This is a genomic window from Tatumella sp. JGM91 (genome assembly GCF_018257575.1).
Lineage (GTDB): Bacteria > Pseudomonadota > Gammaproteobacteria > Enterobacterales > Enterobacteriaceae > Tatumella > Tatumella punctata.
Genome location: NZ_JAERJP010000001.1, coordinates 87,538 through 110,996, shown reverse-complemented (window position 1 = coordinate 110,996; position 23,459 = coordinate 87,538). Strand labels below are relative to the sequence as shown.

The window sequence follows — 23,459 nt, the reverse complement described above, 5'->3', positions numbered from 1 at the left end:
TTTCCAGCACATCACGAGGGGAACCTTTTGCAAGGCCAGACACTCCAATCTTTCGTTATCGATAAAGTCGATGACCTCAAAGCACAAAATATTATCGCTATCGATGTCCGTGGTAAATCCAGTATCACTGACTGTATGGTCATTTGTACCGGTACATCTAACCGTCATGTCGTCTCAATTGCAGACCACCTGGCACAGGAATCACGCGCCGCAGGCGTCAGCCCGCTGGGTACCGACGGTAAAGACGACGGTGAATGGGTAGTAGTAGATCTCGGCGAAGTTATCGTTCATATAATGCAGGAAGAAAGCCGTCAGCTGTATGAGCTGGAAAAACTCTGGGGCTGACACGTGAAACTGCAACTTGTCGCAGTCGGCACCAAAATGCCCGACTGGGTGCAGACGGGGTTTATGGACTACCTGCGCCGTTTTCCGAAAGATATGCCGTTTGAGTTGATCGAAGTCCCTGCCGGTAAACGGGGAAAAAATGCCGATATCAAACGTATTCTGGAAAAGGAAGGCGAAGCTATGCTGGCAGCTGTCGGCAAAGGTAACCGCATCGTCACTCTGGATATTCCGGGTAAGCCCTGGGAAACACCTCAGCTGGCACAACAGCTTGAACGCTGGAAGCTGGATGGCCGTGATGTCAGCCTGTTAATCGGCGGACCTGAAGGGCTGGCCCCCGCCTGTAAAGCTGCGGCTGAACAAAGCTGGTCATTATCTGCTCTGACGCTCCCCCACCCGCTGGTTCGTGTGCTGGTTGCCGAAAGCCTTTACCGGGCATGGAGTATTACCACTAACCACCCTTATCATCGCGAATAGCAGATAAGGCAACTTCCGGACTGACAGGCCGCGGATGAACTTAACCAGTAGTGCGTTCAGAGATTATACAGCCGAGCAAAAACTGTTCGCCAGACGAGCGTTAGTCGCTTTTTTCGGCATTCTGCTGCTGAGCAGCATTCTGGTGTTTAATCTCTGGCATCTGCAGATCCTTCACTTCGACGACTACAGCACCCGTTCAAACCAGAACCGGATTAAACTGGTGCCAGTCGCACCGAGCCGCGGGATTATTTATGATCGTAATAAAATCCCGCTGGCAATTAACCGTACGATTTATCAGGCCGAGCTGGTGCCGGAAAAAGTTGCCAGTCTGTCAACAACCCTGCAGGAATTGCAGTCAATACTGGATCTGAGCCAGGAAGATCTGGACGCCTTCGAAAAAGAACGTAAACGATCACGCCGGTTCACTTCTGTTCCGCTGAAAAGTAATTTAAATGAATTGCAGATCGCCCGTTTTTCGGTAAATCAGTACCGTTATCCGGGGGTTGAAGTTAAAGGTTATCAGCGCCGTTATTATCCTTACGGTGCAACCCTGACGCACATTGTCGGCTATGTTTCGAAAATTAATGACCGTGACGTGGCAAGACTTGAGCAGGAAGGAAAAACCGGCAACTACGCGGCGACCCATGATATCGGCAAGCTCGGTATAGAAAGCTATTACGAAGATACTCTGCATGGTAAAGCCGGCTACCAGGAAGTCGAAGTGAATAACCGCGGCAGAGTTATTCGGCAGTTGCACCAGGAGGCGCCGCGTGCCGGACGTGATATTTACCTGACCATCGACCTGAAACTGCAACAATATATTGAGAGCCTGCTGCAGGGCAGCCGGGCCGCGGTGGTAGTCACTGACCCGCGTAACGGAGATATTCTGGCAATGGTCTCAACGCCGGGCTACGATGCGAATCTGTTTGTTAACGGCATCTCGTCAACGGATTATAAAGGTTTGCTGACCGACCCCGATCGGCCATTATATAATCGGGCCATTCAGGCCGCTTACCCGCCCGCGTCGACGGTAAAACCGTATGTTGCTGTTTCAGCATTAAGTGCAGGTGTGATTAATCGTAATACTTCATTAGTCGATCCGGGCTGGTGGCAATTGCCCGGCACAGAGAAACGCTACCGTGACTGGAAGAAATGGGGGCACGGGCGGCTTAACGTCACGAAATCTCTTGAAGAATCTGCAGATACTTTTTTCTATCAGGTCGCTTATGATATGGGGATCGACCGGTTAGCCGAATGGATGCAGAAGTTCGGCTATGGCTCGCGTACCGGTGTTGACCTGCCTCAGGAAAGTGCCGGTAATATGCCGACACGAGAGTGGAAACTGCGGCGGTTTAAAAAGCCCTGGTATCAGGGCGATACCATTCCGGTCGGTATTGGCCAGGGATACTGGACAGCCACACCGTTGCAAATGAATAAAGCCCTGATGACCCTGATTAATGACGGTGTGGTTAAGGTACCTCATTTTCTGCTGGCCGAAAGCCAGGGCGCGGATATTGTGTCCTACCAGCCACCCGCGGCCACCACTATCGGAGAAGTCAATTCCGGATACTGGGAAATCGCCAAAGACGGCATGTACGGTGTGGCAAACCGGCCAAATGGTACGGCCCGTAAAAGCTTTGAAGGTACGCCTTATAAAGTTGCCGCCAAATCCGGAACCGCCCAGGTGTTTGGCCTGAAAGAGAATGAAACTTATAACGCGCACCGGATAACCGAACGTCTGCGGGACCATAAGCTGATGACCGCGTTTGCTCCGTATGATAATCCGCGGGTTGCAGTCACAATGATTTTAGAAAATGGCGGTGCAGGTGCCGCAGTCGGCACCATTATGCGGCAGATCCTTGATCACATTATGCTGGGAGACAACAATACTGAGCTCCCTCAGGCCGCACCGCTTCCTCCTGGTTATGAAGGTGAGTAAATATGTCCCTGAGTCGTAGTCCTCAGAAACGGTCAATATGGACCCGCATCCATATTGACCCTCTGTTTGTACTGATAATTTTTGCCCTGCTCACCTATAGCGGATTTGTTATCTGGAGTGCCAGCGGTCAGGATCCGGGCATGATGGAACGTAAGCTGGGCCAGATTGCGATGGGTGTCACCCTGATGCTGGTACTGGCCCAGGTACCGCCACGGGTTTATGAAAGCTGGGCACCCTATCTGTATATACTCAGTATTGTACTGCTGGTGGCCGTGGATGCTTTCGGTCATATCAGTAAAGGTGCCCAGCGCTGGCTGGATCTCGGCTTTGTGCGTTTTCAGCCCTCTGAAATTGCGAAAATAGCAGTACCGTTAATGGTCGCGCGGTTTATTAACCGTGATGTCTGCCCGCCGACCCTGAAAAATACCGCTATTGCATTAATATTAATCTTCCTGCCTACCCTGCTGGTGGCCGCACAGCCTGACCTGGGGACCGCTATCCTGATTGCTGCTTCAGGACTATTTGTCCTGTTCTTATCCGGTATGAGCTGGAAACTTATCGGTATTGCCGTGGTGCTGGTGGCCGCTTTTATTCCGATCCTGTGGTTTTTCCTGATGCATGGATACCAGCGTGACCGTGTAATGATGTTGCTTAACCCGGAAAGTGATCCCCTCGGTGCCGGTTATCATATTATTCAGTCTAAAATTGCTATCGGATCCGGCGGATTTGAAGGTAAAGGCTGGCTGCATGGTACCCAGTCACAGCTGGAGTTTTTGCCGGAACGCCATACTGACTTTATCTTTGCGGTACTGGCAGAAGAACTGGGTCTGGTTGGCGTACTGGCGTTACTGGCGCTGTATCTGCTATTAATTATGCGCGGACTGGTAATTGCGGCCAAAGCCCAGACAACCTTTGGCCGTGTGCTGGCCGGCGGTATTATGCTGATATTATTTGTCTATGTATTTGTTAATATTGGTATGGTAAGCGGTATTTTACCGGTGGTAGGAGTTCCGCTACCGTTGATCAGTTATGGTGGCTCAGCACTGATCGTATTAATGGCTGGATTCGGCATTGTGATGTCGATCCATACTCATCGAAAAATGTTATCAAAAAGCGTTTAAGAGGCGATACATGCGTAAGGAATGGCTGATCTGTATTGGACTGACATCGTTAGTATTGGCGGGATGTTCCGTCGACCAGCAACAGCAATATACCGCCCCTGCTCAGCCCGCCTGGACCGGGCCGGTGGTGGAAATTCCCGGTATCCCGCCTAAATATGAGCCGCTGATCGCTTCAGCGAATCAGAATTATACAGTCAACGGTGTCAGCTACCGTGTCGTCACGGATACGTCAAACTTCAGCCAGATCGGATTGGCAAGTTCTTATGGTCAGGAGTCTGCAGGCAATACCACGGCTTCCGGTGAGAAATTCGACCCGAATGCCTATACCGCAGCGTCCCCTTACCTGCCCATTCCGAGCTATGCACGTGTCACCAATCTGGCGGATGGTCGTCAGCTGGTGGTACGGATTAATGACCGCGGTCCTTTTGTTGCAGGAAGAATCATCGATTTGTCTTCTGCATCCGCAGGGCGACTGAATATTTCCAATAATACACAGGTTCGTGTAGATGCTATTACTGTCGCTCCCGATGGTACCTTATCCGGACCGGGAACCAACGGGACCAGAGTGGCTATACAAAGTTATGACTTACCGGCCAGACCAAACCTGGACAGCACTGATATGGCCCCGACACCGGCTATACAAAGCAGTAACAGTACCGCTTTACCAGCCACGGCCCCGTCAGTTACTGGTACCTCTCATGTTATGCCGATAGCCAATAGCAGCTTGCAAAGTAGTAACAGTATGGGTGCCCCGCTACACAGTAACGGTTTTCTTGGTGCGCCACAGCCGTTAGCCAGCGGCGTACTGGAGCCTGCAACCCCGGCGGCAACCCCACCCGCGCCGGCAGCAGCAGCTATTGCAGCCCCGGCCGCAAAAACACCGGCGTCCTCCGCGAGTAAAAGTCACGGCTTTGTCGTCCAGGTCGCGGCACTCAATGATGCACAGCGTGCCAGACAGTTAGAGCAGAAGCTGAGCCAGCGTTTTGGCGTTAACGCACATACTGAAGTCGTTAACGGGAACACCTACCGTGTACAACTGGGAGGTTATGCCGATCGCAAGGAAGCCGCCGCGTTACAGCAGCGATTATCAGGTGAAAAAATAAACTCATTTATTACTACTGCGCCGTAATTTTCCCTTCTGTTTTGCGCTAAAGCATAAACTTAAGTAAAGCAGGATGCCTGTTACAAGGGCATCCTGTTATAGTTTGTGACAAATAATACCTGTCCCATGGATGAAGTTACTCTAAAGATGAAGAGAAATTCCCCTTTGCACTTCCTGACCAAATTCAGTTCTGCCTCTCTGGTTGCATTGATTATCAGTCATTCTGCAATGGCTGATGATGTCAATCTGCAAACCATGATCCCCGGCGTCCCTGATATTGATGCCGAAGCCTACATCCTGATTGATTATAATTCAGGCACAGTACTGGCAGAAAAAAATGCAGATAACCGCCGCGACCCGGCAAGCCTCACCAAAATGATGACCAGTTATGTGATTGGCCAGGCGCTCAAAGCCGGTAAAATCCATCAGGATGATATGGTGACTGTCGGCCAGGATGCCTGGGCAACCGGCAATCCGGTATTCAAAGGGTCTTCATTAATGTTTCTTAAACCCGGAGATCGGGTCCCGGTGTCTAAACTGACACGGGGGATTGTACTGCAATCCGGGAATGATGCCTGCGTTGCAATGGCCGATTATGTCGCCGGTAGTCAGGACGCCTTTGTCGGTCTGATGAATAACTATGTCAGCGCTCTGGGATTAAAAAACACTCACTTCAAAACCGTCCATGGGCTGGATGCTGATGGCCAGTATAGTTCAGCACGGGATATGGCACTGATCGGTCAGGCCTTAATCCGCGACGTGCCTGACGAATACGCAATCTACAAAGAAAAAGAGTTCACCTTTAATAATATTCGCCAGACTAACCGTAACGGTCTGTTGTGGGATACCAGCCTGAACGTTGATGGCATTAAAACCGGCCATACTAATGCCGCCGGTTATAATCTGGTAGCCTCTGCGACCGAAGGAAAAATGCGGCTGATTTCTGCAGTGCTCGGTGGGCATACTTATAAAGGCCGCGAAACGGAAAGTAAGAAATTACTGACCTGGGGCTTCCGCTTTTTTGAAACCGTTTCTCCTCTGAAAGCCGGTAAAGACTTTGCCTCTGAGCCCGTATGGTTTGGTGACACGGACAATGTGCAGCTGGGGGTGGATAAAGACGTGTATCTGACGGTTCCCCGCGGCAGGGCAAAAGATTTGAAAGCCAGTTATATTCTGAGCAATACCGAACTGCATGCACCGCTGCAGAAAAACCAGCAGATTGGGACTATCAACTTCCAGCTGGACGGAAAAATCATTGCCCGGCAGCCACTGGTGGTGCTGAATGATGTTAAAGAAGGTGGTTTCTTTAGCCGGATTATCGATTATATTAAACTGAAATTTCATCACTGGATGGGATAGCTGTCAGGGTTGAAATATTCTTAATCATCCCCACATAGTAAAGCATTACTCTGCCCCTGAATCTTCGGGGGCATCTTTTTTACGGAGTCACTATGAAAACCAAACTGAATGAATTGCTCGAATTTCCAACCCCGTTTACCTATAAAGTGATGGGTCTGGCACAGCCCGGGCTGGTTGATCAGGTGATTGAAGTGGTACAACGCCATGCACCGGGAGATTACTCACCCGATGTAAAACCGAGCAGCAAAGGCAATTATCACTCAGTTTCTATTACCATTAATGCCACCCATATCGAACAGGTTGAGGCTCTTTATGAAGAGCTGGGCAACATCGAAATTGTTCGTATGGTGCTGTAACTCTGGCTGCCGGGTACCGGCAGGTATTCAGCCTGCCCGCCCGGCGCTATACTGCGTTTTTCAGCGGCTACCGGATATTCCCCTTGTCTGATCAATCTCTTATTATCCGTCAGTTAGGATTACGTGACTGGCATACGGTTTCTCAGGCGATGCATCAGTTTACTGATCAGCGTACTGCCGATACTGCCGACGAACTCTGGCTGGTACAACACCCTGCGGTATTTACTCAGGGCCAGGCCGGTAAACCCGAACACCTGCTCGACCCCGGCGATATTCCGGTCATGCAAAGTGACCGCGGAGGACAAGTGACTTTCCATGGTCCCGGGCAACAGATCCTCTATGTACTGGTTGATATCCGCCGTCGTAAGCTGGGTGTACGTCAGCTGGTCACGGCAATTGAGCAAACAGTGATCGCGACCCTGGCCGACTTCTCTGTCTCAGGCAGGGCCCGCGATGATGCACCGGGCGTCTATGTCGATGCTAAAAAAATCTGTTCTCTGGGACTACGGATCCGTAAAGGCTGTTCATTCCACGGGCTGGCTTTAAACGTGGATATGGACCTCTCTCCTTTTCTGCGGATCAACCCCTGCGGGTATCCGGGGATGGAAATGACCAGGCTGGCAGACCTGACAGACAGCCGCCTGATGCCGGAAACCCCTCAGCGACTGATTAAACATTTTACGGAACAACTCCCGTACACAGATATTCGTTATCAACACCAGCAGACACTGCCTGACTGATTTTTAATTTACAAATATGTAACTTTTACAGAACCGGAAAGCTGCCCGTCAGCAGGTAAAATGATATACTTTTTTCATTGTTACAAAATTAGTTGAATACAGGCTGCCTGTAGACAATCAGCAAACGGAACCCGCAGAAATGAGTAAACCTGTCCAGATAGAACGCGGTGTCAAATATCGTGATGCCGATAAAATGGCATTGATCCCGGTAAAAACAGTCGTCAGTGAACGCCAGGAGTTGCTGCGTAAACCTGAATGGATGAGAATCAAGCTTCCTGCAGACTCCAGCCGGATTCAGGGAATTAAAGCCGCTATGCGCAAAAATGGCCTGCATTCTGTCTGTGAAGAAGCCTCCTGCCCGAACCTGGCCGAATGTTTTAATCACGGCACGGCAACCTTTATGATCCTCGGTGCTATCTGTACCCGCCGCTGCCCGTTTTGTGATGTCGCCCACGGGCGTCCGCTGGCCCCGGACGCCGCAGAACCGGGCAAGCTGGCACAGGCCATTGCTGATATGGGACTACGCTACGTCGTTATCACCTCCGTTGACCGGGATGATCTGCGTGATGGCGGAGCACAACACTTTGCTGACTGTATCACGGCTATCCGTGAAAAAAGTCCGGCGATCAAAATAGAAACACTGGTACCGGATTTCCGAGGTCGTATGGATCGTGCACTGGATATTCTGACCCGCACGCCGCCGGATGTTTTCAACCATAACCTGGAGAACGTACCACGAATCTACCGCCAGGTAAGACCGGGAGCGGATTACCAATGGTCCCTGACCCTGCTGGAAAAATTTAAGCAATCGCACCCTGATATTCCGACCAAGTCGGGGCTGATGGTGGGTCTGGGTGAAACTAACGCTGAAATTATCGAGGTGATGCGCGATTTACGCCGTCACGGTGTCACCATGCTGACCCTGGGACAGTATTTGCAGCCAAGCCGCCATCACCTGCCGGTTCAGCGCTATGTCAGCCCGGCGGAGTTTGATGAAATGAAACAGGAAGCGATGGCAATGGGGTTCACCCATGCGGCCTGTGGCCCGTTCGTACGTTCCTCGTATCATGCCGATATGCAGGCCAAAGGTATCGAAGTTAAATAACCGGAAATCGTCAGAGACGGTCTGCAGGACTGTCTCTTTCAGGCCGGGTTTATCTCCTGCCCTGCGGCTGGCTTTCACCAAAAAACAAAAAACCAGACAGTCTGACTATCTGGTTTTTACTGACAATAAATACGTATATTTATTGCAGGGGCACATCATTACTCTTTATGAGTAACACGTTCAGCAGGAATCTCTTCCGCTTCACTCTTAGTTGCAGCTGGTTTAGCCGCGGCTGAATCATCATCTTTCATGGCTTTTTTAAAGCCCTTAATTGCGCTACCCAGGTCACCGCCTAATGAGCGTAATTTATTGGTGCCAAAAAGCAATACGATAAGAGCACCAATGATCAGCAGTTTTGCAATACTGATACCTTCCATAATATACCTTTAAACCTCAGCGAAGATCGTTACATCTACATTAATACGCAAAGCCGAGTATAACACAAAACAATTCTGTAACAGACTACGAATAGCACTAATCAGCCGGAAATACGCCATCCCGGAGCTGGCCAGCGATAACGGGCAGCAGGCACTTTCAGCAGGTGAAAAAAAATACGGATATTGGTTAACAAAAAAATAACAGGCAATAAAAAACCCGCCATAAGGCGGGTTTTAGAGATTCTGACTGAAAATTACAGGCTGATAACGTTAGCAGCAGATGGGCCTTTAGCACCGTCAGTAATTTCAAACTCTACACGCTGACCTTCAGCCAGAGTTTTGAAGCCATTGCTCACGATAGCAGAGAAGTGTACGAATACATCTTTGCTGCCATCTTCAGGAGTAATGAAACCGAATCCTTTAGATTCATTAAACCACTTAACGTTACCTTTAATCTTGGACATCTTATTACCTTTACATGAAAAATGGACACTAAACTGTGTCGGCACCTAGTACATCAATTGCGGTGCAATTTGTCCAGCACCATTTTAAGAAAAAGTGATAAATATCTAAATTTCATCACAACAGGGCATTTTTTGCACAAGGATTATGCTTAAAACTGGATACGTAACCATGCGAAGTAAACGTTTCCGTTGTTATGGGTTCCCGGGATATAGGTCATCTGAAAATTTGCCGGACCGTAGCCGATGGAAGCCAGTGGCAGGACCAGAGGGATAGGCAGATAATTCCAGTTATCACGCAAAGTGACTCCGGCGGTATACCCTGCTCCCACATGAAAACGCTGATCACTGAACGGCCGCCAGGTTGCTTCCCAGCCATAACCACCGATGGGTTCCCATTTATTAAAGGAATCTTTAAATGCCATCAGATAAATGCCCTGCCAGTTGCCTTTTTCATCGTAACGGGAGATCCCTCCCCCTGCCCCCCACGGCCTTTCGTTATAACGGTCAATATGCTCGCGGTCATAGGCCAGGCGGTTGTGCCAGGTAATTGCCGGCACATACAAATCCACCGTCTGTGGTGAGTTCCATGTTTCGGCCACATTACCGGTGAAAGTATCCCAGGTTTGGGATATTTGCTGTCCGATATCTGCAGCCTGAGTGACAGGGGCGCTCAGTACTCCGGCCAGCATGATGGCCCATTGTTTAGATTTCATCGTATACACTACATTAACCTGCCAGTTAAAAATTGCTAAATACCGGTAAACCGGCCTGACTCCGCCAGTTTCCGGGCAGTCAGGGTATAACGTCCTGCCAGAAATACCCTGAATAACCAGCATCCTCACTCTGCTGACTGTATCTTCGCCGGAAAGTAAAACATCGCTGCTGTGATTAATAACAGGCGACATTTCTTAAATAACCTTCGCTGACAAAGACATAAGTATTATTTTAGATAAATTTCAAAAAAAATCCTGCTCTCAGAGAAAAAACCCCGGGAGTTAACTGGCCCGCGCTCATACAGCCGGTCACCGGCCGGTTATTTCAGGACGGCTGACAGACAATAATAACCATACCTGCCAGTGCCACTATACCTCCGGTAATATCCCAGCGCGTCAGTGCAACACCATCCACCAGCGCCAGCCACGCCAGTGCCACACAAATATACACGCCACCATAAGCGGCATAAGTCCGCCCTGCCGCAGCCGGATGGAATGTCAGTAACCAGGCAAAAATCACCAGACTTGCTACCCCGGGCACTAACAGCCAGTGACTTCGCTGTTCACGCAGCACCAGATAAGGCAGATAACATCCGGCAATTTCGGCCAGGGCTGTCAATATAAACAACAACCCGGTTTTGACTATTAACATACTTGCTTCCTGTCTGTGAGGTTACGGGACCCCGTGAATTACCGGCACAAATGCTGCACCGGCTGTCCGACGGTTTTTGCTATGCTTAAAAAGATTATCTGTATTCGCGGCACAACCCGCGGGCACCGCGCAGGGATAATTCTACCCTGACAGTCCGCTGAGGTATATTCCGCTGTACACAGACGCCCTTTGCCGCTGTGAGTATCACAGTTTCACCCGATGGCAGGCTGCACAGGGCTTCCCTGTCTTTATTTTACTCTCAGGAGAGCATCAGAAATGACTAAACGGCTTCTTGGTCAGACAGATTTATCCATCACCCCGCTGGTGTTTGGCGGTAATGTCTTTGGCTGGACGATTGATGAGCCTGCCAGTTTCAGAATACTGGATGCTTTTGTTGATCACGGTTTTGACAGTATTGACACTGCTGATGTTTACTCTCTCTGGGCAGAGGGTAACCAGGGCGGGGAATCTGAAACCATAATCGGACGCTGGCTGAAGTCCCGCCCGGGGCGTCGCGAACAGATAAAATTATTCACTAAGGTTGGTGCCGATTTAGGTATTGAAGGCCACAAAGGCCTCTCCCGTAAATGGATTATCCGGGCTGTTGAGGACTCACTGCGCCGCTTAAATACAGATTATATTGACCTTTATTTCTCCCACTGGCCGGATCCCGCCACACCTTATGAAGAAACGCTGGAAGCATATAAAACACTGCTGGCCGAAGGTAAAATCCGTGCTATCGGTGCCTCAAATCTCGATGCAACACAGCTGACAGACGCCCTGAACGTGGCAGCACAGCATGCGCTTCCTGCTTATCAGGTGCTGCAGCCGGAATATAACTTATATGACCGTAACAGCTTTGACGGTCCGCTGCGTGACCTTTGTATTAAAAAGAATATCGGCGTAGTCACCTATTACAGTCTGGCTTCCGGGTTTCTTACCGGAAAATACCGTAAAGAGAGCGATTTACAGCAAAGCAAACGCGGAGCCGGCATCAGCAAATATCTTAATCCGCGCGGATTCAGAATTGTCGGGGCATTGGCAGAAGTTGCAGAAGCACAGCAGGCGACCTCTGCGGAAGTTGCCCTGGCATGGTTAATTGCCCGTGAAGGTGTCACCGCCCCGATTGCCAGTGCAACCAGCGTCCCCCAGGTTGAAAGTTTTGCCAGAGCACTTCAGCTTTCCCTGACCCCGCAGCAACTGACGTTACTGGATACCGTCAGTCAGTAATAAGCGACTCTCCCGTCAGGGGTCTGAGGGCCCCTGATACGCTGCCAGCACACACCTTCGTTACTCCGGCCCCCCCCTTCAGGCCCGCAATGGTCCTTACCCGATTATGACAGGATAATTTTCATACTAAGTGCTAATTTTATAACTATCGCTCTAATTTTTTGATGTTTTTATTCAAAAAATACCGGTGATGTTTTGCGTCTTTTTCACGTACTTTACGTTTTTTCAAAGGGGATTTTTTTATGAATAAGCTGATTGCTGGTTTTGATCGTGTAGTTGATCATCCTGACTTCGCAAAATTATTGTTACGCCTGGTGTTTGGTTTCCTGATGCTGTTCCACGGCAGCTTTAAACTGATGAACGGTGTTGAATGGATCAAACCGATGCTGTCTGCCCATGGCCTGCCTGGCTTTGTGGCTTACGGTGCCTATATCGGGGAAGTTATTGCACCGGTATTGATTATTCTGGGGGTCTGGACCCGGCTGGCCGGCCTGGTTTATGCCATCAACCTGGTCTTCGCCGTGGCACTGGTTGCCGGTGGCAACTTCTTCAAAACCACTGATGTCGGCGCATGGGCGCTGGAAACCGAAGCACTCTATTTCTTCGGTGGCATATTTATCATGTTACTGGGTGCGGGTAAATACAGCCTTTCCCGTCAATAAGTCCGGTCTGTAGTCTCACAGCTGCCCGCCGGACTGTCAGCGCGGGCAGTATTACTGCCTGAAACACTTGTTATATTTCGCTGCCTGCATCCGTCAGGCAGCCTTTTAACTTCACCGGCTATTGGCCGACAGTATTGTCATGGTGACGTTGCAGGTTTTCCGACATTTCATCCAGCGCCTGCTGATTCTCAAGACCCCACAGATAAAGCTGTTCTATAGGCTCAGCCAGAGTTCTGCCCAGCGGCGTTAATGAATACTCGACTTTAGGAGGTATCACCTCAAAAACCTGGCGGTGAATCAACCCGCGAACTTCAAGCTCTTTCAGCGTCTGAAATAACATTTTTTTAGAAATCCCCTGCAGACTGCGCTGTAGCTCTCCGGTCCTCGCCGCTGGCTGTGGCCAGTGCCACAGGGCATGTAACACCATACTGCTCCATTTTACAGAAAACAGATCCATCAGCCGCCTCGGGCCTGAGTCTGCATAGAAAAATACTTTATCACCTGCCCATTGAGGCATACGCTTCACTCCGTCACTGCGCCTGGTCACCAAATGGTAACTACTACCATTAAAAGAACCCTTTATCTATAGTGTGCAGCTTATTTCCTCTGCCAAAGGGCTCCCGGTTGCTGCCCCGAAAAAAAGGTATTATATGCAAGTTAAAGGTCTTATTGCCCGTCACCCTGATACTCCGCTGACCAGCGGCCAGTTCTCCCTTCGTCCGTTGCAGGCTGGCGATGTCAGTATCGATATTCTTTATTGCGGGGTCTGTCATTCGGATCTGCATATGGCGCGTAACGAATGGGGGGTTAGTCACTATCCGCTGGTGCCGGGCCACGAAATTGTCGGTCGTGTCCGGGAAACCGGGGCTGCCGTCAGCCGTTATCAGCCCGGAGATATTGTCGGTGTCGGGGTGATGGTGGATTCCTGTGGTGACTGTCAGTTCTGCCAGCAGCATGAAGAGCAGTATTGTGAACAAGGATTTACCCCGACATATAACGGTACCGATCGTTATACGGGGAAAACCACTCTGGGTGGCTATGCACAACAAATTATCGTTGACCAGAATTTTGTGGTGTCAGTACCGGATAATCTGCCACTACATGGGGTAGCCCCCTTGCTCTGTGCCGGTGTTACGGTCTGGTCACCACTGATGCATTACAACCTGCAACCCGGCCAGAAAGTCGGGATTATCGGGCTGGGGGGACTGGGCCATATGGCGGTAAAACTCGCCAGTGCCCTGGGGGCAGAAGTGACATTATTCACCACATCTCCGGCGAAAGGTGAAGATGCTCTGCGGCTGGGGGCCCGCCGTGTGGTCATCTCAGGCGATGCGCAGCAGATGGCAGATTGTGCACAGCAGTTGGATTTGATTCTGGATTGTGTCGCGGCTCCTCATTCACTGGACCCGTACCTGAGCACCCTGAAGACCAATGGCCGGCTGGTACTGGTTGGCATTCCGGATAATCCTCACCCGGGCCCGGAGGTAACGCCGATGGTTTTCCGCCGGCTGAGTGTCAGCGGAACATCGATTGGCAGCATTGCCGAAACCCAGCAAATGCTTGATTTTTGTGGAAAACATAACATTATTGCCGATGTGGAAGTGATTGGCGGCGAAGGGATAGAAGAAGCTTTCAGCCGCATGCTGGCGGGGCAAATCAAATATCGCTTTGTGATTGATATGCAGCGCACTCACTGGGATTTCTCTGCCTGATAAGCGATCCGCTCAGCCATTATTCTGGCTGAGCGGACCGCCCTTTACTCCGGAGGCTGCGCATTCAGAATACGTTCAGCCTGAGCAGCAGTCAGCGGATAGTCAAAGAAGCGCTGATAAAAGTCACGCGTTTGCCTTACCATATTGATACCGGGGAACAAATCCGGATGCAGCAGTTGCGCTGCCCACTGGATCTGCAACGCGGTTTCGGTACCATAGCGATCCCAGGGAAAGACACCTGACGGATTACGGACAACATGCTGCTGTTTAACCGCCCGTAGCTGGCTGAACAGGGACTGATACGGTGACTGTTGCAGGGTACCCGCGGCGGCATCAAGGATAATATAATCCGGTTGCCATGCCAGTACCTGTTCGGGCGTAATCTGTTTCATATTACCCTCAATATTCCCGGCGACATTCCGGCCTCCCGCCAGGGTAATCCAGGTATCAATCAGAGTATTCCGGCCATCAACCTTCAGCGGATGCAATGACTGAATATGTAATACGGTCGGACGTTGCTGCAGCGTCAGCCGGTCCGTTTTACTGCGGATAACAGCAATTTGCTGCTCCAGATACCGGTTATACGCTTCGGCACGCTGACGGGCTTGTCTGGTGCCCACCACCTGTGCTGTCGTCAGTAATGAACGCTCCATGGAAGGAAAATCGTCAAAATTCATCATTAAAACCGGAATCCCCGCCTGACGGTAACCCGCCGCCGCCGGATCATTCTTTGGTACAAAAACCACATCTGCATGGCGTAATACTAATGCCTCACTGGAAAACTCATGACCCGGCGTCTGTAATGCCTGAAACAGTGAAGGCTGGATTTTAAACATCCACGGACGATCCTGTGGATGATTAACGGTTGCCACAATACGACCTCCGGCACCTAAGGTCATCAGTAATGAATGATGAGCAAACCAGCCATCTGCAATACGTGTCGCATGATCAGCAACAGTCACCTGCCGGCCCGTATCATCAGTCACCGTCTGTGTGGCTCCGTAAGGGCTGACAGCCAACAGACTAAGCAACAGGGTTGCCAAAGCCGGGCGTTTTCCCGGCGCTCTGAGCGTTATCAAAATACCACCTGCATTGATACTTCGGCCATCCGCGGTTCACCAGGCTGCGCACTGGCATACCCCACGCCCGTATAACCATTCAGCCCGCCGGGCACAATATTCGTCCAGTAATGGCGGTTGGTCAGGTTAGTCACATCCAGCCGGAAAGTTGTTGACTGAGCAAATAACCGGGTTTTCCACGAAGCACCTGCATCAGCGGTGGTATAACTGCCGGTCCATGTAGCATTGGTATTATCGGTACTTCGTCTTCCCATATAACGCAGGCCCGTATGTACTTCTGTGCCCGCCAGGGCCGGCAAATCATAAGACGCGAATAAGCTGGCCGTGTAACGTGACAGTCCGACAACCTGCTTATTATCAGTGGCGGTACTGGCGGTATTTCTCAGGCGAGGATCCAGCCAGCTCATACCACCGTAAATATGCAGATTGTCCGTCGCATCGCCTGTCGCCATCAGTTCAAGGCCACGGTTGCGCTGCTCGCCGTCCAGTGCATAAACACCGCTGCTATTGGTATATGCAAAGGGCCGCTTAATCTGAAATACCGCCGCCGTAAGTAACATTCTTCCGACAGCCAGTTTACTGCCAGCCTCGGCCTGCTTGCTTCGATAAGGCGCCAGAATATTTCCGGCATTGGATGCCCCGGCCGGGGCCGTATCACCCTGTTGCAGACTGTCCGCATAAGTCAGATACAGTGTCAGGAGATCAACGGGTTTATACAGCACACTGGCTGAACCACTGAAACCATGGTCAGAAGAGTCACTGGTCCGGAGACCACTTTTATTATAATTAGAGGTTGCCAGCTGGCTTTCACTGCCTGCCAGAACAGTGCTCCACTGTGGCGAAAAAATCAGCGTATCACTAAGTAATAACGCTGTCTGAGTGGTACTGGCAGAGTGATAGCGTTTGGTAAAATCCGGGTAGTCAGGTTCGGTGAAGGACTGAGGATCAGACAGGGAAGCGCTTCCCAGTGTCTGAGTGCTGCCGTTAACCGGATTATAATTTTTCCACGAGAACCCACGGATACCGGCAGAAACCTTATGTCTCAGCACGCCGGTATCAATTTCGCCGCTCAGGTTTGCCAGATAACTGTTAATTGTAAAACGGCTGGCCGTATTACTGGACGTGGTGGTGGTATAATGCCCGGCATTATCTGTCAGAGTATTAGTGACCGCTGTAGACTCACGATCGGCTATCTGACGCAGCACACCAATTTCTCCCAGCCAGTTACCGTCAAAATCATGTTTCAGATGCATGCCAGCGGTCAGGGTATGGTTGTTATCCCCGGCATATGACTGACCAAGATGCGCCGTACGCGGATTCAGGGGCGAAGGAAATGACACACCTTTTGTCAGCGCAAATTTACCTGCTAATCCTTTATCGTAATAATGGTAGTCACTGAAATTACTTTCCAGCAGAGTATGATCCGTCAGATTTGCATCCAGAGCCAGGCTGAACAGCTGGCGACGAATTTTGCTGCCTTTCACATAACCATTACCTTCATCATCAAGAAGATTAGCCCGGTAGCGAACTCTGTCAGAGCTGCCCAGCGGGCCACTAAAATCTCCGGCCAGTTTGTGCGTCAGGCCGCTGCCACCGCCTGCGGTTAATGAGTGATAAGGCGTGTCGGTTCCGCGTTTTGAAACAAAGTTAAATAATCCTGCCGGGTTTGCGGGACCGTATAAAGACCCGGCCAGACCGTTAAGGACTTCAATATGATCAAACTGTTCTGCTGAGTAATCGGTCGTCGAGACGACATTTAACCCGTCAATCATGCTGTTCTGTACCACACTGCCCTGCATACCACGGGTCTGGGGTCTGGCACCCTCTCCCTGCACCGAAGGCATATAACGATATAACTGAGATACACTTTTTAACTGCTGCGCATTCATCATCGACGCTGACAAGGCCTGCACCGACCATGGGGTATATTTAATACTGGTGTTTCCCGGGTTACCAAGAGTTGCCTGCTGCTGAGTGGCATCGGTATTCGCTGATTTTGCCTGTACCACCAGCGTTTGCGGAGACACCGGTACTGCCACAGATGAAAAACTCGCCAGCAGAGATAAATATAACAAGCTGTTGCGCCCTTTACATTCCTGAACCATCGGCATTATCCATTGAAAGATTGTTATTTTTTTTAATTGATTCCGGGCTGGCCGGAGGCTGCCGGTCCGCGGGGGAAGAAGAAAAATATAACGTTATGTAGTTTTTTATATAACGAATAAATAAAAAAAAACGTTTCAGAATGTTTATCAGACGGCAGTCACAATTGTCGGGATATCGAAAAACAGGTAAGGGATACGCAAAAAGGATTGAAGCTAAAGACCCGTGTCACGGATGCTGTAACGGATCTTACATTCAGGAGAAATATGATGAAAAAGCTGACGATTTACCTTTCTGTCCCCCTGTTACTGGTATCAGCATTGTCTGCGGCAGCCACGGCATCCCCGCCTGATGACCATGGGCCCTTCCCTGCGCCGGGCATGCACAGCGAGCGACCACCTCTGCCCATGCCCGTATATGCAGTCACCGAAACTACATCAGCGCCGGTCGACACGCTGAAAAATCTCGTCGCGCAGCTGCCGCAGGCTGACGCCGGTAAGTATCAGGTGCGTATTGAAATATTACCACTGCCTGCCAAACCGCTGATACAAGGCCCTGAGCATTAATCTGTCGCTCCCGCAGATAGTTACCGCAATTCAGCCACGGCTACAACATCAGGATACTGCTTCAGCAATCACCCGCCCGGCACAGGGCGGGTCAGTCACAAGACTTCCCGCCTGCCCGCTCAGAATAAGACAACAGCCATCGCAGATTACCCTGACATAATGGCGGCCTTCAGAGAAAACGACTTTTTTAATTCTGCTGACCAGGGCGACACGATGTACAGGATTACCGGGGGGCTGACGGACAGAGATATAATGCTGACAATCACACACTCAGGAATCAGGTAAAACAAGCCTGTGCTGGCTATAACCAGACTCCGGCCGGAGATGCTGAACTCAGCACAGAAAACTATAAAAAAACTGTCCGGCTTATGTGGCCGGATGGTTACTGTCGAGAACAGCGATTAACGAACGAAAAGCCGCTCTGGCAACCTGCTGCGGATCCTGAGATTTCAGATGATCATTAAAGACTTCTAATCCTATCGGTCCCTGATAATCCTGTGCGGAAAGATAGTCGATCAGCGTTTTCAGGGGGAACACACCCTCACCCGGTAACAATCGTTCATGACGGGCAATACTGGTCAGATGTTGCCGTTCCGGTATATTTTCGGCATCGGATAGCTGGACCAGAAATATTTTATCCATCGGGATACCCTGCAGATCAGCAGATGTTCTTTGTAACGCGAAAATATGGAATGCATCAATCACCAGCCCCAGGGCTGGTGAATCAATTTCCCGCAAAATAGCCATTGCCCGGGGAAGCGTATTAATAAAAGTACTCCAGCTCATTGCTTCATACGCAATACGCAGACCCCGTTGCTCTGCCTGTGCCACCAGCCAGCATAAATCCGGCAGGATCTGCTGCTGCTGACATGCAGCATCGGTATTCGCTGGCACCAGTACAGTACCAGCACCAAGACGTACCGCAGTATCCAGGATGTCCAGTGCCTCCCTGCGCTTATTATCACGCTGCGACTCCGCGGCCCCGTCAAAATCCAGCAGTACCTGATAGTCGGTCAGTGACAGGTTAAGTTCTGTCAGTTTCTGTTTTACCTGATCGGCATCCCCCTCCGCTTTCCGGATATCCTGTTGCCATAATTCGACTTGCATAAAACCAGCATCTGCCGCCGCCTGCAATTTCTGTCCGGTCGACCCGCCAAGTAAAATAGTGTTAATAAACAATGTATTTTCAGAAAACACCGTATCTCCTCCGCAGGATATCGTTTTACTCATACAATATTGCCGATAAAATACAAACCACCGACAGTACTTCATCCATAACTATAGCAGGCTTATTAACTGGCACTGGAAGGGAATATACCGCTCCGGAACGGACGGTGGGCGAAAAGTCATTTTATTGCCGGGTCAGGTGCTCACCTGAATGAGCACCTTTAATATGGTAGCCGTTACACAGAATGACTGACAGGCACTCTGACAGAATATTCCGTTTATTTCAGTGTAGACATATCCACAACAAAACGATATTTCACATCCCCTTTTTTAAGACGTGAAAAAGCGTCATTAATCCGGGCCACATTCACCAGTTCAATATCAGCAGTGATATTATGCTTCGCACAAAAATCCAGCATCTCCTGTGTTTCATGGATACCGCCAATATTAGATCCTGCAAAGCTGCGGCGTCCTTTGACAACATTAAAGGCTGCTATCTCTATAGGTTCAGCGGGTAAACCTACCAGTACCACACTACCATCAATCGCGAGTAGTTTAAGATATTGGTTAACATCATGACTTGCTGAAACAGTATCAATAATTAAATCAATTTTACCCGCATATCGCTTCATCTGCTCAGTATCAGTCGTAAGCACGGCATCATCAGCACCAAGCCGTTTCGCATCAGCAACCTTTTGCTCTGAGGTTGTTAAAACAACGACTTCTGCAGCTAATGCTTTAGCGATACGAATCGCCACATGCCCCAGCCCGCCAATCCCCAGTATACCCACGACTTTTCCGGGACCTGCCTGCCAGTGCTTAAGTGGCGAATATACTGTAATACCAGCACATAACAGTGGTGCTGCTGCAGCCATATCCTCAAAATGGGGCATTTTCAGGGTATAGCTTTCTTTACAGACATAGGTCTGAGCAAAACCACCATATGTCATCCCTCCCAGATATTTATCGGGTGTATTAAAGGACAAAACAGTACCGTGTTCACAAAACTGCTGCAGATCACGTTCACAAGCAGGGCAACTACCGCAGGAATCCACGATACAACCCACAGCAGCATAATCTCCGGGTTTAAAGTGAGTTACGCTGGCACCAACAGAAATCACCCGGCCTACAATTTCATGTCCGGGAACCATCGGAAAAACTGATGCACCAAAATCATTATCAATCTGATGAAGATCAGAATGGCAGATACCACAATACATGATTTCAATTTCTACATCATCAGCGAGTAAACCACGACGCCTGATTGAAAACTCTCTAAGCGGACTTTTTTCAGCTTTAGCACCAACGGCTTTCACAGACTTAATCATAATATCTCCGGCATCATCAGGTTATTACTTTTTAAATTAGCAACCCCTGTTTCTGTTGGGTATACCTGCAAATAGATTAGCCTTATTAGCTTCACTCATAAATATATTATGTATTTATTGTTTACCCCTGACGCTGATGGCTGATATTGTATTTATTCATCGCCCAGAAAAGCTGATGCAGTGAGCGATAGACTGGTATCTAACACCGCAGTTTTACACGTAAAATTTCTCACCCTGAATTCCGAAAAATATAATTAGCCATATAACCCAAAAGGCGAAAATTAATTTTTTAAATATACCTGTAAAACAATACTGCCCCTGTCCCTTTTACAGATCGCGGAGGATTATAAAACCAGGGAATGAAAGACCGGCTATCAAACATTGTTTACGGTATCGCGCAGTATCATCGGCAAAATACAGCGATTCACTCTCCATATAAGTAAAAACGAAAGAGGTAACTTATGGCTGAAGTTATTGTGGTAATTGGCAGTGGTTCAATTGCACAGGCTATCGCAAGACGAGTCAGTAGCGGAAAAAAAATCCTGCTCGCAGATATCAATCGGGAAAATGCACAGTCAGTCTCAGCGCAGCTGAAAAGAGCGGGTTTTGATGCCAGTGCAATACATACTGATGTGCGTTCCAGAGAGTCTATACAACAGTTAGTCGCTGCATCGGTCGCTGCCGGCGAAATTAAAGGGGTAATTCTGACCGCCGGACTTTCTCCTTCACAGGCAAAAGCTCAGGATCTGCTACATGTTGATTTATACGGCAGTGCCGTGGTGTTTGAAGAATTTGGAAAAGTGATTGCCACAGGCGGATCATGTGTCGTTCTGGGTTCACAATCCAGCCATCGTTTGGATTGTGATGCACTGTCACAACAGACTGCCGATCAGCTGGCAACCCTGTCGCCGGAAGAACTGACAGAACTGCCGTGGATAAAAGCAATTGATGACAGCCTGTACGCCTATCAGATCGCAAAACGGGGGAATGCTTTACGTGTAATGGCTGAAGCAGCAAAGTGGGGTAAACGCGGCGCACGGATAAACTGCATCAGTGCAGGAATTATTTTTACTCCACTGGCTTATGACGAACTGAATAGCGCCGAACGGGGCGAGTACTACCGAAATATGTTAGAGAAGTCACCCGCCGGTCGCGGAGGTACTCCTGATGAAATTGCTGCTCTGGCAGAATTTATGTTTGGCCCTAATGGGAGTTATATCAGCGGCAGCGATATCCTGATTGACGGTGGTGTAACTGCCTCAGTACGTTATGGTGACCTGAAGACCGGCTAATCTTCCCTTCACCTGCAGTCCTCCGTTGCTCCCGTGACGGTACTCTGCGAGTATGCCGGCCGGCTGCCAGCCCGAAATGAGCCTTTTTTCGGGCCATTTACCCCGGCGCCTGCCCCGTAACAGGACGATCCGGAGTAAATTCTGTCATCAATTGGCATTATTGAAGATGAACCTGCGAGTCTGCCCAAGAGCCGATCAAAACCGACGGATTTATCATCACAAGTGGCAGGCAGCTTCAACACAGGTTAAACAACAGTGAAATAACTGATGTAAATTATTGTCCTTACTCATTTTTCCCTCGATATGTTTAAAAAAATTATCACTTATCATTAAACTATTTCCACACTAAACATAATGACTTCAGGTATTAATTTTGGGAAATGACTTGCTTCTTCTGCTGGCCATTATTCTGGCCGGCGTTGCCGTTTACTTTGGTTTCTCCGCATGGAGAGAACGGGGCAGACAGCGCCGGACCTTTCGGCGATAGTACTTTCACAGCCGCAGCAATGCGGCTGCTAGCAAAAGATTCACCTGCCGGGTCTCTGCCCCTGTTCAGTGGCTTCTGATTCCCCCCTTCCGCCTGCTTGCCGGGTCATCGTCGCTGTATCCGGCGTCCTGCCATTATCCGAGGAAAGATTAACTGCAGAGGTAATCGTGCAGTTTTATTTTATAGTACTAAACTTAAGTAATTGCTTAAGTGGCTTCTGTTACTTTTATTACATAAGCATATATATCAAAACGTTAACTAATATATTGCTAATATAAGGTGACCTTAATGTTAAATTTATTTTACGTAAGACCCCGACAGGAACGCCGTGTTTTTTCATCTGTGCTGATTGGTATCGTTGCGGGGGTTATTTCCGCACTGGTTAAGTCTGGTTTTGAAACAATGATCCCGCCAAGAACGGCAGCTACCCTCCCACCGCCGCTGGTATTACTGGAAAAACTGGGTGTCCATATTGATACCCTGACCTATCAATGGATGGGATACAGCATTAACTGGGGCGGCAATGGCGTGCATATTTTATTTTCTGTGGTTATCGCCATTGTCTACTCGGTACTGGTCGAATATCTCCCGAAAGCCCGGCTGTTTCACGGGGTCGCTTTTGGTGTGGGCGTGTCTGTATTCGCCCATGGTCTGATAGTACCGCTGCTCGGCTTATCTGGCTGGTTGTGGATAGCCGGAAGTCAGGCGCTGATTTCTGAATTTGTCGGCACTGCATTTTGGATCTGGACTATCGAAGCCGTCCGCAAAGATCTGCGCGGTAAATTATAATCCCCGCCACCGACTGGCCGGGCTTCTGACAAACAGGCGGCGGGATAATTTGATGACAATCACGGAACCACCATTGCGGGTTTATTCTGTGCTTTGTTTATCCCGCCACGTTATCCGCAGACAACAGAAGCTGGCGGTTTTTCAGGACGTTCTGCTATTCATTAAAAACATTGATTATTTTATGTGAAGCATAAGAGACCCGAACAATACCGGATAAAAACAATAATTACCGGATGACTCTTCCGGCAATAGAGTCACTGTCGAATAAATTAATCACTGCTGCCACAGCATAGCTGT

At 49.5% G+C, this 23,459-nt stretch carries 24 protein-coding genes; 15 read left to right on the top strand and 9 right to left on the bottom strand.

From position 1 onward, the window contains the following. The first annotated feature begins 27 nt into the window (after positions 1 to 27). From rsfS to lipA, 9 genes are all read left to right on the top strand, one after another. On the top strand, positions 28 to 345 hold the full coding sequence (gene rsfS / locus JK198_RS00575; RefSeq protein ID WP_212708416.1) for a ribosome silencing factor: 318 nt from the start codon (positions 28 to 30) through the stop codon (positions 343 to 345). 3 nt (positions 346 to 348) lie between these two features. After that, positions 349 to 819, top strand: a complete 471-nt coding sequence (rlmH, locus tag JK198_RS00570) for a 23S rRNA (pseudouridine(1915)-N(3))-methyltransferase RlmH (protein ID WP_212708417.1) — start codon at positions 349 to 351, stop codon at positions 817 to 819. Positions 820 to 853: 34 nt separating this feature from the next. Continuing rightward, a complete protein-coding gene (gene mrdA / locus JK198_RS00565; RefSeq protein ID WP_212709889.1) occupies positions 854 to 2,758 on the top strand; it encodes a peptidoglycan DD-transpeptidase MrdA in 1,905 nt (634 codons plus the stop codon). Between the two features lie 8 nt (positions 2,759 to 2,766). Further along, the gene (mrdB, locus tag JK198_RS00560) at positions 2,767 to 3,879 is read left to right on the top strand and encodes a peptidoglycan glycosyltransferase MrdB (RefSeq protein WP_212708442.1); all 1,113 of its coding nucleotides are present in this window, start codon (positions 2,767 to 2,769) and stop codon (positions 3,877 to 3,879) included. A gap of 10 nt (positions 3,880 to 3,889) precedes the next feature. Continuing rightward, positions 3,890 to 5,008: an endolytic peptidoglycan transglycosylase RlpA gene (gene rlpA, locus JK198_RS00555; protein ID WP_212708419.1), complete on the top strand. Its 1,119-nt coding sequence runs from the start codon at positions 3,890 to 3,892 to the stop codon at positions 5,006 to 5,008. 120 nt (positions 5,009 to 5,128) lie between these two features. Then, positions 5,129 to 6,340, top strand: a complete 1,212-nt coding sequence (gene dacA / locus JK198_RS00550) for a D-alanyl-D-alanine carboxypeptidase DacA (protein ID WP_212708420.1) — start codon at positions 5,129 to 5,131, stop codon at positions 6,338 to 6,340. Positions 6,341 to 6,432: 92 nt separating this feature from the next. Beyond that, complete coding sequence (gene ybeD / locus JK198_RS00545; RefSeq protein ID WP_212708421.1) at positions 6,433 to 6,696, top strand: DUF493 family protein YbeD; 264 nt, start codon at positions 6,433 to 6,435, stop codon at positions 6,694 to 6,696. 83 nt (positions 6,697 to 6,779) lie between these two features. Next, complete coding sequence (gene lipB, locus JK198_RS00540) at positions 6,780 to 7,436, top strand: lipoyl(octanoyl) transferase LipB (RefSeq protein WP_212708422.1); 657 nt, start codon at positions 6,780 to 6,782, stop codon at positions 7,434 to 7,436. Positions 7,437 to 7,575: 139 nt separating this feature from the next. Continuing rightward, positions 7,576 to 8,541, top strand: a complete 966-nt coding sequence (gene lipA, locus JK198_RS00535) for a lipoyl synthase (RefSeq protein ID WP_212708423.1) — start codon at positions 7,576 to 7,578, stop codon at positions 8,539 to 8,541. 158 nt (positions 8,542 to 8,699) lie between these two features. Here lipA and tatE read toward each other — a convergent pair whose 3' ends face one another. From tatE to JK198_RS00515, 4 genes are all read right to left on the bottom strand, one after another. Then, positions 8,700 to 8,918, bottom strand: coding sequence for a twin-arginine translocase subunit TatE (gene tatE, locus JK198_RS00530; RefSeq protein ID WP_212708424.1), 219 nt, complete (start codon positions 8,916 to 8,918; stop codon positions 8,700 to 8,702). A 254-nt stretch (positions 8,919 to 9,172) separates the two neighbouring features. Further along, on the bottom strand, positions 9,173 to 9,382 hold the full coding sequence (gene cspE, locus JK198_RS00525; protein ID WP_038019505.1) for a transcription antiterminator/RNA stability regulator CspE: 210 nt from the start codon (positions 9,380 to 9,382) through the stop codon (positions 9,173 to 9,175). 149 nt (positions 9,383 to 9,531) lie between these two features. Continuing rightward, a complete protein-coding gene (pagP, locus tag JK198_RS00520; RefSeq protein ID WP_249212920.1) occupies positions 9,532 to 10,071 on the bottom strand; it encodes a lipid IV(A) palmitoyltransferase PagP in 540 nt (179 codons plus the stop codon). Positions 10,072 to 10,420: 349 nt separating this feature from the next. Beyond that, a complete protein-coding gene (locus tag JK198_RS00515) occupies positions 10,421 to 10,741 on the bottom strand; it encodes a YnfA family protein (protein ID WP_343877688.1) in 321 nt (106 codons plus the stop codon). Positions 10,742 to 11,023: 282 nt separating this feature from the next. Here JK198_RS00515 and JK198_RS00510 point away from each other — a divergent pair, with 282 nt between their 5' ends. Both JK198_RS00510 and JK198_RS00505 read left to right on the top strand, forming a co-directional pair. Continuing rightward, entirely contained in the window at positions 11,024 to 11,977 is a 954-nt protein-coding gene (locus tag JK198_RS00510; RefSeq protein WP_212708426.1) for an aldo/keto reductase, read from the top strand. Positions 11,978 to 12,219: 242 nt separating this feature from the next. Then, positions 12,220 to 12,639 (top strand): DoxX family protein, encoded by a 420-nt coding sequence (locus JK198_RS00505; protein WP_212708427.1) that lies wholly within the window; start codon positions 12,220 to 12,222, stop codon positions 12,637 to 12,639. A 118-nt stretch (positions 12,640 to 12,757) separates the two neighbouring features. On the opposite strand, the gene JK198_RS00500 is transcribed toward JK198_RS00505, so the two are convergent. Next, positions 12,758 to 13,156: a helix-turn-helix domain-containing protein gene (locus JK198_RS00500; RefSeq protein ID WP_212709888.1), complete on the bottom strand. Its 399-nt coding sequence runs from the start codon at positions 13,154 to 13,156 to the stop codon at positions 12,758 to 12,760. Positions 13,157 to 13,289: 133 nt separating this feature from the next. On the opposite strand from JK198_RS00500, the gene JK198_RS00495 reads away from it, so the two are divergent. Further along, positions 13,290 to 14,351, top strand: coding sequence for an NAD(P)-dependent alcohol dehydrogenase (locus JK198_RS00495; RefSeq protein ID WP_212708429.1), 1,062 nt, complete (start codon positions 13,290 to 13,292; stop codon positions 14,349 to 14,351). A 44-nt stretch (positions 14,352 to 14,395) separates the two neighbouring features. Here JK198_RS00495 and JK198_RS00490 read toward each other — a convergent pair whose 3' ends face one another. Further along, positions 14,396 to 15,394, bottom strand: coding sequence for an ABC transporter substrate-binding protein (locus JK198_RS00490; RefSeq protein WP_212709929.1), 999 nt, complete (start codon positions 15,392 to 15,394; stop codon positions 14,396 to 14,398). A gap of 32 nt (positions 15,395 to 15,426) precedes the next feature. Further along, positions 15,427 to 17,535 (bottom strand): TonB-dependent siderophore receptor, encoded by a 2,109-nt coding sequence (locus JK198_RS00485; RefSeq protein ID WP_212709887.1) that lies wholly within the window; start codon positions 17,533 to 17,535, stop codon positions 15,427 to 15,429. A 264-nt stretch (positions 17,536 to 17,799) separates the two neighbouring features. Between JK198_RS00485 and JK198_RS00480 the strand changes: the two genes are divergently transcribed. Continuing rightward, positions 17,800 to 18,099 carry a hypothetical protein gene (locus tag JK198_RS00480; protein WP_212708431.1) on the top strand — a complete coding sequence of 100 codons (300 nt, stop codon included), beginning with the start codon at positions 17,800 to 17,802 and terminating at the stop codon, positions 18,097 to 18,099. A 366-nt stretch (positions 18,100 to 18,465) separates the two neighbouring features. Here the strand turns inward: JK198_RS00480 and JK198_RS00475 are convergent, their stop codons facing one another. Both JK198_RS00475 and JK198_RS00470 read right to left on the bottom strand, forming a co-directional pair. Further along, entirely contained in the window at positions 18,466 to 19,329 is an 864-nt protein-coding gene (locus JK198_RS00475; RefSeq protein ID WP_249213220.1) for a sugar phosphate isomerase/epimerase family protein, read from the bottom strand. 215 nt (positions 19,330 to 19,544) lie between these two features. Then, complete coding sequence (locus tag JK198_RS00470; RefSeq protein ID WP_212709886.1) at positions 19,545 to 20,594, bottom strand: NAD(P)-dependent alcohol dehydrogenase; 1,050 nt, start codon at positions 20,592 to 20,594, stop codon at positions 19,545 to 19,547. Between the two features lie 461 nt (positions 20,595 to 21,055). Between JK198_RS00470 and JK198_RS00465 the strand changes: the two genes are divergently transcribed. After that, positions 21,056 to 21,886, top strand: coding sequence for an SDR family oxidoreductase (locus JK198_RS00465; protein WP_212709885.1), 831 nt, complete (start codon positions 21,056 to 21,058; stop codon positions 21,884 to 21,886). Between the two features lie 775 nt (positions 21,887 to 22,661). Further along, positions 22,662 to 23,162 carry a DUF1440 domain-containing protein gene (locus JK198_RS00455; protein ID WP_212708435.1) on the top strand — a complete coding sequence of 167 codons (501 nt, stop codon included), beginning with the start codon at positions 22,662 to 22,664 and terminating at the stop codon, positions 23,160 to 23,162. The last annotated feature ends 297 nt before the right edge of the window (positions 23,163 to 23,459 follow it).

What these genes read in the sequence shown, in the direction of transcription:
- mrdA (WP_212709889.1), top strand. Translation starts at nt 854, where the DNA reads ATGAACTTAACCAGTAGTGCGTTCAGAGATTATACAGCCGAGCAAAAA.
- rlpA (WP_212708419.1), top strand. Translation starts at nt 3,890, where the DNA reads ATGCGTAAGGAATGGCTGATCTGTATTGGACTGACATCGTTAGTATTG.
- dacA (WP_212708420.1), top strand. Translation starts at nt 5,129, where the DNA reads ATGAAGAGAAATTCCCCTTTGCACTTCCTGACCAAATTCAGTTCTGCC.
- ybeD (WP_212708421.1), top strand. Translation starts at nt 6,433, where the DNA reads ATGAAAACCAAACTGAATGAATTGCTCGAATTTCCAACCCCGTTTACC.
- lipA (WP_212708423.1), top strand. Translation starts at nt 7,576, where the DNA reads ATGAGTAAACCTGTCCAGATAGAACGCGGTGTCAAATATCGTGATGCC.
- tatE (WP_212708424.1), bottom strand. Translation starts at nt 8,918, where the DNA reads ATGGAAGGTATCAGTATTGCAAAACTGCTGATCATTGGTGCTCTTATC.
- cspE (WP_038019505.1), bottom strand. Translation starts at nt 9,382, where the DNA reads ATGTCCAAGATTAAAGGTAACGTTAAGTGGTTTAATGAATCTAAAGGA.
- pagP (WP_249212920.1), bottom strand. Translation starts at nt 10,071, where the DNA reads ATGCTGGCCGGAGTACTGAGCGCCCCTGTCACTCAGGCTGCAGATATC.
- JK198_RS00510 (WP_212708426.1), top strand. Translation starts at nt 11,024, where the DNA reads ATGACTAAACGGCTTCTTGGTCAGACAGATTTATCCATCACCCCGCTG.
- JK198_RS00505 (WP_212708427.1), top strand. Translation starts at nt 12,220, where the DNA reads ATGAATAAGCTGATTGCTGGTTTTGATCGTGTAGTTGATCATCCTGAC.
- JK198_RS00500 (WP_212709888.1), bottom strand. Translation starts at nt 13,156, where the DNA reads ATGCCTCAATGGGCAGGTGATAAAGTATTTTTCTATGCAGACTCAGGC.
- JK198_RS00495 (WP_212708429.1), top strand. Translation starts at nt 13,290, where the DNA reads ATGCAAGTTAAAGGTCTTATTGCCCGTCACCCTGATACTCCGCTGACC.
- JK198_RS00485 (WP_212709887.1), bottom strand. Translation starts at nt 17,535, where the DNA reads ATGGTTCAGGAATGTAAAGGGCGCAACAGCTTGTTATATTTATCTCTG.
- JK198_RS00480 (WP_212708431.1), top strand. Translation starts at nt 17,800, where the DNA reads ATGATGAAAAAGCTGACGATTTACCTTTCTGTCCCCCTGTTACTGGTA.
- JK198_RS00475 (WP_249213220.1), bottom strand. Translation starts at nt 19,329, where the DNA reads ATGAGTAAAACGATATCCTGCGGAGGAGATACGGTGTTTTCTGAAAAT.
- JK198_RS00470 (WP_212709886.1), bottom strand. Translation starts at nt 20,594, where the DNA reads ATGATTAAGTCTGTGAAAGCCGTTGGTGCTAAAGCTGAAAAAAGTCCG.
- JK198_RS00465 (WP_212709885.1), top strand. Translation starts at nt 21,056, where the DNA reads ATGGCTGAAGTTATTGTGGTAATTGGCAGTGGTTCAATTGCACAGGCT.
- JK198_RS00455 (WP_212708435.1), top strand. Translation starts at nt 22,662, where the DNA reads ATGTTAAATTTATTTTACGTAAGACCCCGACAGGAACGCCGTGTTTTT.